The sequence below is a fragment of the Georgenia sp. genome (genome assembly GCF_054605595.1).
On the sequence record NZ_JBTSDU010000119.1, the window covers coordinates 1 to 9,746 of the forward strand.

The following is a 9,746-nucleotide window of genomic DNA, read 5'->3' on the forward strand; positions in this document are numbered from 1 at the left end:
ACTGGATCTCGACGTCGATCCCGGCCAGCTTCAGCGGCACGACGATGTCGGAGAAGAGGATGGCGGCGTCCACGCCATGGCGCCGGACGGGTTGGAGCGTGATCTCCGCCGCCAGCTCGGGACGCAGGCACGACTCGAGCATGCCCACGCCCTCGCGCACGGCGCGGTACTCCGGGAGCGAGCGTCCCGCCTGCCGCATGAACCACACCGGCAACCGCTCCGGTCGTCGTCCCGAATACGCCTCCAGCAGCGGCGGCAGGGGCAATTCGTCGGGCCTTTCGACGGGCCTGGGATTCGTCACCCGGACATTGTGCCCGGACGCTCCGAAGAATGGTTAACTACTGGGGCTGTGGTGCTCGTACTGCTCTCTGCGAACCACCACGATCTGGACCTCGCCGAGGTAGAGCGGCTGAGTACCGGCGCCCATGAGGTCGGCCGGCAGGTCGTGGTGCAGCAGCCTGCCGTGCGTGGGGCCGTCGTGCTCGCCACCTGCAACCGCTTCGAGGTCTACCTCGACGCCGGCCCGGACGCCGACGCCGAGACCACCGCGGCGGCCGTGCGGGCCGCCCACCGCGCCGTCGCGAGGGCGAGCGGCGCGCACGAGCGTGAGGTCGCCGAGCTCATGCGCGCCGCCACCGGCCCCGCCGCCGTCCAGCACCTCTTCGAGGTGGCGAGCGGGCTGGACGCGATCGTGGTGGGTGAGCGTGAGATCACCGGGCAGGTGCGCCGCGCGCTCGAGACCGCTCGCGCCGAGGGCACCACGTCCCCCCTCCTCGAGCACACCCTCCAGCAGGCCACCCGCACCTCCCGGCAGGTCGCCGTCGCCACCGACCTCGCCCGAGCCGGCCGGTCCGTCGTCTCGGTGGCCCTCGACCTGGCCGGATCGCGGCTCGCCGAGCACGGTTGCGAGCGGGACCAGCCCGCCGCGCCCCGCACGAGGGACGAGATCGTCCTCCCTCGTGCGGACTGGTCCGAGCGCCACGTGCTGCTGGTGGGCACCGGCTCCTACGCCGGCGCCTCCCTCGCCGCCCTGCGCGAGCGTGGTGTGGGCGACGTCGAGGTCTGGTCCGCCTCCGGCCGCAGCCGGGCCTTCGCCGAGTCGCACGGCATCCGGGCGGCGACGGACCTCACCGACGCGCTCGCCGGTGCCGACCTCGTGGTCACCTGCCGCGGGACCGGCTCGACCGTGCTCGGTACCGCCACCGTCGCCGACGCACTCGCCGCGCGCCGTGCGCGTGGGCGGCCCGGGCCGCTCGTCGTCGTCGACCTCGCCCTGAACCACGATGTGGATCCGGCGGTCGAGTCGATCGACGGCGTACTGCTGGTCAACCTGCCCACCGTGCGTGAGCACGCGCCCGCCGCCACCGCGCAGGACGTCACCCGGGCCCGGGAGATCGTCGCCGACGGCGTGCGCGGCCTGGCGGCGGACCTCGCCGAGCGCCGGATGGACGACGCCGTGATCGCCCTGCGATCGACCGTCGAGGCGGCCGTCTCCGCCGAGCTCGACCGGCTGCCCGCCGACGGGGTCGTCACCACGGGGGACGCCACCCGGGCGCTGCACCGGCTCGCCGCGCGCCTGCTGCACGAGCCGACCGTCCGGGCCCGCGCAGCCGGGCGTGACGGCCGCGCCAGCGAGCACCTCGTCGCGCTCGAGCAGGTGCTCGGCATCACCGTGCCCGCCGTACCGGCAACTGCTGCGGTGGCCGTGGCTGCCCAGCCGGCCCCGGCTCGTGAGGTGCCCGCGCCCTGTGAACAGCCCCTGGGCGCCTACATGCCCATCCACTAGACCCAGCCGCCCCGGCTCCGGCCGGCCGAGCAGAACGAAGTGCCATGTCCCTCACGCTCCGCCCGTACGACGCGATCCTCCTGCTCGCCTTCGGCGGCCCGGAAGGACCGGACGACGTCGTCCCCTTCCTCCGCAACGTCACCGCCGGCCGTGGCATCCCCGACGAGCGACTCCGGGCGGTCGGGGAGCACTACTACGCCTTCGGCGGCCGCAGCCCGATCAACGACCAGAACCGCGCCCTGCTCGCGGCGCTGCAGGCCGAGCTCGCGGGGCGCGGCGTCGACATCCCGGTGATGTGGGGCAACCGCAACTGGGCCCCGTACCTGACCGACACGCTGCGCGAGGCCCACGATTCCGGAGCGCGGCGCGTCCTCACCCTGGTCACCAGCGCCTACGGCTCGTACGCCGGCTGCCGGCAGTACCGGGAGAGCATCGCCAAGTCCCTCACCGAGCTCGCCGGCGAGGGACGCGAGCTCCGGGTGGACAAGGTGCGCCCGTACTACAACCACCCCGGTTTCATCGCCGCCAACGTCGCCGCCGTCGTCGCGGCCTACGAGCGCCTCGTCGCCACGGGCGGCACGAGCGCGGCGCCGCTGCTCTTCGTCACGCACTCCATCCCCACCACGATGGGGATCGCGTCCGGAGCGCAGGCACCGGGGGGCGCGACGTACAGCGCCCAGCACCTCGACGTCGGCGCCGAGATCGCCCGGCTCGCCGGCGAGCGCCTCGGGCGCACGCTCGACTGGGAGCTCGCCTACTGCTCCCGCTCGGGCGACCCCGCGACGCCGTGGCTGGAGCCCGACGTCAACGACCACCTTGCCGCGATGCGCGAGGCCGGTGGTGACCAGGTGGTCCTCGCGCCCATCGGTTTCGTCTCCGACCACATGGAGGTCGTCTACGACCTCGACACCGAGGCTGCCGAGACCGCCCGCGGGCTGGGGATGCGCCTGGTCCGCGCAGACACCGCCGGCACGCACCCCGCCTTCGTCGCGGGGCTGGCCGACCTCCTGCTCGAGCGGGCCGCGACCGAACGCGGCGAGGCACCCGAGCGGGTCGCCGTCGGGGCCGCCGGGCCCTGGCACGACGTCTGCCCGCCCGGCTGTTGCCTGCTCCGGCCCGGCGTCGAGACCGACGTCCCCGCCGCGTGCGAGGCGGCGTGGACCGGCGCCCGCTGAACCCGGTACCCGACCCGCACCGTCCCGACCATCCATGATCGACCCATCCGCGATCGACCCATCCGCGAACGACCCAGGAGGACGCATGAGCGAGACCACCCCCCGCATCGGCGAGCGCATCGACACCGAGCGCATCAACACGGAGATCAGCTACACGATGTGGTCGGTGTTCGCCACGGCGGAGCCGCTCCCGCAGGCGGGCGCCGAGCGCGCCGCCCTGGTCTCCGCCACCCTGGAGTCCGTGGCCGGCGCCGGCGTCGTCGTGCGCGGCTGGTACGACGTGGCGGGCCTGCGCGCCGACGCCGACCTCATGGTCTGGTGGCACGCCGAGACCATCGAGCAGGTCCAGGACGCGTACCACCGGCTGCTCGCCTCCGACCTCGGCGCCCACCTCGCCCCGGTGTGGTCCGTCGTCGGGCTGCACCGCCCCGCGGAGTTCAACAAGGCGCACGTGCCCACCTACCTCACCGGCGAGGAGGCGCGCGGGTACGTGTGCGTCTACCCGTTCGTGCGCTCCTACGAGTGGTACGTGCTCCCCGCCGAGGAGCGCTCCCGGATGCTGCGCGAGCACGGGATGGCCGCCGCCGCCTACCCGGACGTGCGGGCGAACACCGTCTCGGCGTTCGCGCTGGGCGACTACGAGTGGATCCTCGCGTTCGAGGCGGACGAGCTGCACCGCATCGTCGACGTGATGCGCGAGCTGCGTGGCGTCGACGCCCGCAAGCACGTGCGCGAGGAGGTGCCGTTCTACACCGGCCCGCGCGTGAGCCTGGCGGACTGGGCCGAGCGCCAGCCGCGCGGCTGAGCGACGCGGCCGACCGGCGCGCCGCCGAGCGGTGCCCGGGCGGCGCGGTGCCCGTGTGGCGGTGCCCGGGCGGCGCCGGCGGCCAGGTGCCACGTCGTCCACAGGCCACCCGGCTCGCGCCCCGCGGCATCGGCGCCCGCCGCTACGTTCGTGCCAGCCCGGGCGAGTGCCCGGGCCGGATGGAGGAGCACCGTGGCCGAACCGGTGTGCCTGCCCGACGGGTCCACGAGCCTCTCGTCGGCCCGGGCGGCCATCCGACGCGCGCTCGACGGCGTCGCGACCGCCCGCACCGAGCTCGGCGTCGCCGGGCCGCGGGTGTGGCAGGGCCGAGCGGCCCGCATGTTCGACGACACCCTCCGCGACCGGATCCGCCAGCTCGACGGGCTGACCCAGCAGCTGCTCGCCGCGGACGCCGCCGTGGCCCTCGCCGACCAGCAGCGCGAGGAGGCCCATCGGGCCATGTGGGCCGGCGGGTGAGCACCGCACCGCCCGCCGAACCCGTGCGGGACACCCAGATCATGATCACCGGCGGGCCGGGGGTGATGGTTGTGGACACGGCGGAGCTCGAGGCCATCGCCGTCCACCTGGACGTGGCGGCGGCGCACGTCGCCGCCGCCGGCCGGGACGCGCAGGCGGCGACCGGCTCGTTCGCCGTCGTTGAGCGCGACAACATCTTCGCCCCGGCGGCCCCGATGCCCCGGGACCTGCTCGCGCCGCAGTCGTGGGGGACCTTCCCGCGGCTCGCCGAGCAGCTGCGCGCGCTCGCCGGCGATCTTCGGGTCCAGGCACTCTGGTACGCCGAGGCGGACCGGGCGGTGAGCACCACGTTCTGGCCCGATCCGTGGCGCTTCCTCACGCCGTTCGCCCCGGTGGGGGTCCGGATCGGGCTCGGCGTCCTCGACGGCGCCACGCTCCTGGGTCACCTCGGCGCCGCCCGGTCCACGCTCGGCGGTCCCGTGCCCGACGCCATCGCCATGCAGCGCCACACGGCGGCGTTCGCCGAGGACGCGCAGTACTGGGGTGGGGACATGCGGTTCGGGTTCGCGCTGGTCGACGGCCAGTTCGTCGGTGCCTGGCGGGCCACTCCCGCCGAACGCACCGCGTTGGGGATGCTCACGCCGGCGGACGCCGTCGGCCTCGCCACCCGGCTCGGTGCCGAGTACCCCGGGCTCTCCGTCGAGCAGGTCGATCCCACCGCGGCGATCGGGCCGGCCGGCCTCCTCGCGTCATCTGGGCCGTTCTCGACCGCGCCGCCGGTCGTCGGCATAGCCGTGGTGCCGCCCATCGCGGCGGCGCCGGCCACGGTCGTCCTCGTTCCCCGGGTGCCGGCCGTACCGGCCCCGCCCCGCCCGGTGCGCAACCCGCCCACCGGCCCGGGGCAGGCCCTGCGCCGCATCGGCGCGCTCGAACGGCACGTGCGTGCGACCGGGGCCGGCGCGGTCGAGATCCTGCGCACCACCGCGCTGGACGGCCGCCGGAGCTGGACCGTCGTCGTCCCCGGCACGCAGGCATCCGGGTCGGGCGGCCGCAACCCCATGGACAACGAGACGAACCTCCGGGCCCTTGGTGGCGCCGTCTCCGACATGGAGGTCGGGATCGCCACCGCGATGGACCAGGCCGGCATCGCGCCGGGCGAGCCGGTGGCGATCGCCGCGCACAGCCAGGGCGGCCTCGTATCGGCCCGGCTCGTGGCCGACCCGCTCTTCCGGGCCAGGTTCGACGTCACCACGCTGCTCACCGCCGGCTCACCCGTCGGGCCGGTCGAGCTGCCCGAGACCGTGCGGGTCCTCAGTCTCGAGGACGTCCAGGACCGCACCGTCGGCCTCGACGGGCAGCCGAACACCCCCACCGACCACCACGTCACCGTCGCCGTCAACGCCGGCACCGGGCACGACCCGCACCACCTCACCACCTACGCCGGGCACGCGGACCTGCTCGACGGCGTCGCCGACCCCGGCGTCCAGGCGTGGCTCCGGGCGAACGAGCACGCCATGGGGACGTCGTCGCCCGGTGCCCGCACGGACTCCTTCGTCTTCGAGATCGCCCGGACGCGCTGAGGCCGGGCCGACGCCCTACTTGTGATCGCCTGGGATGACCAGGTGCAGGATCCAGGTCGCGATCGAGATGATCAGGCCGCCGAGCACCGCGGTCCAGAAGCCGTCGACGGTGAGGCCGAACCCGGTGAGCCCCGTCAGCCAACCCGTGAGCAGCAGCATGAGGGCGTTGACGACCAGCGAGAACAGCCCGAGCGTGAGGATGTAGAACGGCAGCGACAGGAGCTTCACCACCGGCCGGACGATCATGTTGACCAGGGTGAAGACGAGCGCGACGACGGCGACGCCGAGCACGTTCTCGCCCGTGGTCGACGAGGCGGGCAGGGCGATACCGGTCACGATCAAGGTGCTGAGCCAGATCGCGATGCCGTTGACGAGAAACCGCACGAGGAACCTCATGGCCACGATCCTGCCATGCCGCCGCGGCCCGCCCGGGGTGCATCCTTGTCCCATGGCCACGAAGATCCCCGCCGTACGCGTACGCCCGGATGTCGAGAAGCTGCCCGCCTACGTGCCCGGGGAGCGGCTCGCCGGGGGGCGGCAGATGTACAAGCTCTCGAGCAACGAGATGCCCTTCCCGCCGTTGCCGGCGGTCTCGGCCGCGCTGACCGACGTCTTCGCCGATCTCAACCGGTACCCGGACATGTACGCGACGGACCTGACCGAGGCCATCGGGCGGCGGGACGGCGTCGGCGCCGACCGCGTGACCGTGGGCAACGGCTCGACCGCCGTGCTCCAGCACATCCTGACCGCGGTGTGCGAGCCGGGTGACGAGGTGGTCATGCCCTGGCGCTCCTTCGAGGCCTACCCCATCCTCGCCCAGGTCGCCGGCGCCCGCGCCGTGCCGGTACCGCTCGACGCCGCGGGCCGGCACGACCTCGACGCCATGGCCGCCGCCGTCGGGCCCCGCACCCGCGCGGTGCTGCTGTGCAGCCCCAACAACCCCACCGGGACCGCGCTCACCCAGACCGACCTGGTCGCCTTCCTCGACCGCGTCCCGGCCGCCGTGCTCGTCGTGCTCGACGAGGCGTACCTGGACTTCGTCCGCCTCGACGACCCCACCGACGGCGCCGCCCTGCTGCCGCGGTACAAGAACCTCGCCGTCCTGCGCACCTTCTCCAAGGCCGCCGGGCTCGCCGGCCTGCGGGTGGGCTACGTGCTCGCCCGCCGCAAGCTCACCACCGCATTCCGTGCGGTCTCCACGCCGTTCGGGGTGAACTCGGGGGGGATGGCGGCCGCGCTCGCGGCCGTGCGCTCGGCGGACCTCGTGCGCGAGCGCGTGGACCACGTCGTCGCCGAGCGGGAACGCGTGGTCGCCGCGCTCACCGAGCAGGGCTGGACCCTCCCGGACGCGCAGGGCAACTTCGTCTGGCTCGCCCTCGGCCGCCGCGCCACCGCCTTCGCCGACGCCGCCCGGAGCCACGGCGTCCTGGTGCGGACCTTCGACGGCGAGGGGGTGCGGGTCTCCGTCGGCGAGCCCGACGGGAACGACCTCTTCCTCGCGGCCGCAGCCGCCTGGCAGGCCCGCGTCCCGCGTGGCCGTGCGGGCTGAGAGCGCCGCCTCGCACGGCCCGGGCGAACCCGGCCGGAGCGGAGCTGCCTGTGGATTCGTACAGAGATCGTGGAAGTTCTCGCGAGAGCGCGCCAGCCTCTTGTGAGATCCCGACAATCGAAAGTTACGGTTCCGTAGCCTACGCTGGCGTAGGTCGCAGGTTTTCGACCACACCCCGGACGGAGACCGCGTCTGCCTGCCGGCCCCTCCGCCGTACCCGGCGCGGAGGGGCCGGCAGGAGTACTGTGCGTGCCACTCCGCACGCCGCCGTCCGTGGAGGTCTTGCATGGTTCAGCTCGAAGCCGCCCGCTCCGCCCGTCCGGACGCCTCGTCGGACGCGATGGTCCAGTTCCTGGACCCGAGCGGCCGGCGCCACCACGATGCCGAGTACGACCCCCTGGTCGCCGAGCTCGGACCGGACGCGCTGCGGGCGATGTACCGGGACATGGTGCTGACCCGCGCCTTCGACAACGCGGCGACGGCACTCCAACGCCAGGGCGAGCTCGGGCTCTGGGCGCAGTCGCTCGGGCAGGAGGGCGCCCAGGTCGGCTCCGCGCACGCCCTCGCCCAGCGGGACTTCGCCTTCCCGTCCTACCGCGAGCACGGCGTCGCCCTGGTCCGCGGTCTCGACCTGCGCGAGCTCCTCCCCGTCTTCCGTGGGGTGCGGCACGGCGGCTGGGACCCCGCGGACCACAACTTCCACCTCTACACGTTCGTGGTCGGCTCGCACTCCCTGCACGCCGTCGGGTACGCCATGGGCATCCAGCGCGACGGCGACGTCGGCACCGGCGACCCCACCCGCGACCGCGCGGTCGTGGCGTACTTCGGCGACGGCGCCACCTCCCAGGGCGACGTCAACGAGGCCCTGGTCTTCGCCGCCTCCACCAACGCGCCGGTGGTCTTCTTCGTCCAGAACAACCAGTGGGCCATCTCCGTGCCGACCAGCACGCAGGCCCGCGTCCCCCTCGTGCACCGCGGCGCCGGCTTCGGCATCCCGTCGGTACGCGTCGACGGCAACGACGCCCTCGCCTGCTACGCCGTCACCCGGGCCGCGCTCGAGCGCGCCCGCGCCGGTGGCGGGCCCACCTTCATCGAGGCCGTCACCTACCGGATGGGCGCCCACACCACGTCCGACGACCCCACGCGCTATCGCCCCCGGGCGGAGGAGGACGCGTGGCGGGCGAAGGATCCCATCGACCGTCTGCGCCGCCACCTCGAGGCCGAGGACCTGGCCGGTGCCGCATTCCTCGCCTCCGTCGAGGACGACGCCGCCGCGCTCGCCGCCGCTGCGCGCGAGTACTGCCTCCAGCTCACGGGCGGACCCCACCGCGAGATGTTCGACCACGTCTACACCGCCGCGCACCCTCTCGTCGATGCGGAACGCGCGGCGCTCGCCGCCTACGAGGCCGGCTTCGAGGAGGAGGTCCGATGACGGCGATGCCGCTCGCCCGGGCGATCAACGCCGGGCTGCGCCGCGCGATGGAGCGGGACCCGAAGGTCGTGCTCATGGGGGAGGACATCGGCCCCCTCGGCGGCGTCTTCCGCGTGACGGAGGGGCTCCACAAGGACTTCGGGCCGGAGCGCGTGGTCGACACGCCGCTGGCGGAGTCGGGCATCGTCGGCACCGCCGTCGGGCTCGCGATGGCGGGTTACCGGCCCGTGTGCGAGATCCAGTTCGACGGGTTCATCTTCCCCGGCTTCGACCAGATCACCACCCAGCTGGCGAAGATGACGTACCGATCCCAGGGCGACCTGAGCATGCCGGTGGTGATCCGGGTGCCGTTCGGCGGGCACATCGGCGCGATCGAGCACCACAGCGAGTCACCCGAGGCGCTGTTCGCGCACACCGCCGGGTTGCGGATCGTCTCCCCGGCCACCGCCGCCGACGGGTACACGATGATCCAGCAGGCCATCGCCTCGCCGGACCCGGTCCTCTTCCTCGAGCCCAAGGCCCGGTACTGGGAGAAGGGCGAGGTGGCCCTGGACGACGACGTCGACCTTACCGAGTCCGGCGTCACCACCGGCCTGCACGCCGCTCGCACGGTGCGCGCGGGCGACGACGTCACCCTGGTCGGCTACGGCCCCACCGTGAAGATCCTGCTCGCGGCCGCGGAGGTCGCGGCCGGGGAGGGGCGCAGCGTGGAGGTCATCGACCTGCGCTCGGTCTCGCCGATCGACTTCGACGCCGTCGCGGCCTCGGTCGCCCGGACGGGGCACCTCGTCGTCGCCCACGAGGCGCCGGTGTTCTTCGGCCCGGGCGCCGAGATCGCGGCCCGGATCACCGAGGGCTGCTTCTACGCCCTCGAGGCACCCGTGCTCCGGGTCGGCGGGTTCCACACCCCCTACCCGGCGAACACCCACGAGGACGAGTACC

10 protein-coding genes are annotated in these 9,746 nt (G+C 74.0%); 8 read left to right on the top strand and 2 right to left on the bottom strand.

All coding sequences use genetic code 11. The features are described 5' to 3' along the window. Nucleotides 1–301: uroporphyrinogen decarboxylase family protein (locus ACYC1Z_RS12250; protein WP_461409810.1), on the bottom strand; the 301-nt coding region annotated here is incomplete at its 3' end. A 51-nt stretch (nucleotides 302–352) separates the two neighbouring features. On the opposite strand from ACYC1Z_RS12250, the gene ACYC1Z_RS12255 reads away from it, so the two are divergent. From ACYC1Z_RS12255 to ACYC1Z_RS12275, 5 genes are all read left to right on the top strand, one after another. Beyond that, entirely contained in the window at nucleotides 353–1,786 is a 1,434-nt protein-coding gene (locus ACYC1Z_RS12255) for a glutamyl-tRNA reductase (protein WP_461409811.1), read from the top strand. Between the two features lie 44 nt (nucleotides 1,787–1,830). Next, nucleotides 1,831–2,961, top strand: coding sequence for a ferrochelatase (locus ACYC1Z_RS12260; RefSeq protein WP_461409812.1), 1,131 nt, complete (start codon nucleotides 1,831–1,833; stop codon nucleotides 2,959–2,961). Between the two features lie 85 nt (nucleotides 2,962–3,046). Further along, complete coding sequence (gene hemQ, locus ACYC1Z_RS12265) at nucleotides 3,047–3,766, top strand: hydrogen peroxide-dependent heme synthase (protein ID WP_461409813.1); 720 nt, start codon at nucleotides 3,047–3,049, stop codon at nucleotides 3,764–3,766. 192 nt (nucleotides 3,767–3,958) lie between these two features. Further along, the gene (locus tag ACYC1Z_RS12270; RefSeq protein ID WP_461409814.1) at nucleotides 3,959–4,243 is read left to right on the top strand and encodes a hypothetical protein; all 285 of its coding nucleotides are present in this window, start codon (nucleotides 3,959–3,961) and stop codon (nucleotides 4,241–4,243) included. Beyond that, the gene (locus ACYC1Z_RS12275) at nucleotides 4,240–5,823 is read left to right on the top strand and encodes a hypothetical protein (protein ID WP_461409815.1); all 1,584 of its coding nucleotides are present in this window, start codon (nucleotides 4,240–4,242) and stop codon (nucleotides 5,821–5,823) included. Before ACYC1Z_RS12270 ends, ACYC1Z_RS12275 begins: the two co-directional genes overlap by 4 nt. 15 nt (nucleotides 5,824–5,838) lie before the next feature. Here ACYC1Z_RS12275 and ACYC1Z_RS12280 read toward each other — a convergent pair whose 3' ends face one another. Next, entirely contained in the window at nucleotides 5,839–6,219 is a 381-nt protein-coding gene (locus tag ACYC1Z_RS12280) for a phage holin family protein (RefSeq protein ID WP_461409816.1), read from the bottom strand. A 52-nt stretch (nucleotides 6,220–6,271) separates the two neighbouring features. Here ACYC1Z_RS12280 and hisC point away from each other — a divergent pair, with 52 nt between their 5' ends. The 3 genes from hisC to ACYC1Z_RS12295 form a co-directional block, all read left to right on the top strand. After that, on the top strand, nucleotides 6,272–7,372 hold the full coding sequence (hisC, locus tag ACYC1Z_RS12285) for a histidinol-phosphate transaminase (RefSeq protein ID WP_461409817.1): 1,101 nt from the start codon (nucleotides 6,272–6,274) through the stop codon (nucleotides 7,370–7,372). Nucleotides 7,373–7,658: 286 nt separating this feature from the next. Then, nucleotides 7,659–8,804, top strand: a complete 1,146-nt coding sequence (gene pdhA, locus ACYC1Z_RS12290) for a pyruvate dehydrogenase (acetyl-transferring) E1 component subunit alpha (protein ID WP_461409818.1) — start codon at nucleotides 7,659–7,661, stop codon at nucleotides 8,802–8,804. Continuing rightward, nucleotides 8,801–9,746 (top strand): alpha-ketoacid dehydrogenase subunit beta (locus ACYC1Z_RS12295; RefSeq protein WP_461409819.1); only part of this gene is annotated, 946 nt, incomplete at its 3' end. The genes pdhA and ACYC1Z_RS12295, both read left to right, overlap by 4 nt.

Bases quoted from the DNA above. Each gene is read 5' to 3' on its own strand.
- ACYC1Z_RS12260 (WP_461409812.1), top strand. From the start codon at position 1,831: ATGTCCCTCACGCTCCGCCCGTACGACGCGATCCTCCTGCTCGCCTTC.
- hemQ (WP_461409813.1), top strand. From the start codon at position 3,047: ATGAGCGAGACCACCCCCCGCATCGGCGAGCGCATCGACACCGAGCGC.
- ACYC1Z_RS12280 (WP_461409816.1), bottom strand. From the start codon at position 6,219: ATGAGGTTCCTCGTGCGGTTTCTCGTCAACGGCATCGCGATCTGGCTC.
- hisC (WP_461409817.1), top strand. From the start codon at position 6,272: ATGGCCACGAAGATCCCCGCCGTACGCGTACGCCCGGATGTCGAGAAG.
- pdhA (WP_461409818.1), top strand. From the start codon at position 7,659: ATGGTTCAGCTCGAAGCCGCCCGCTCCGCCCGTCCGGACGCCTCGTCG.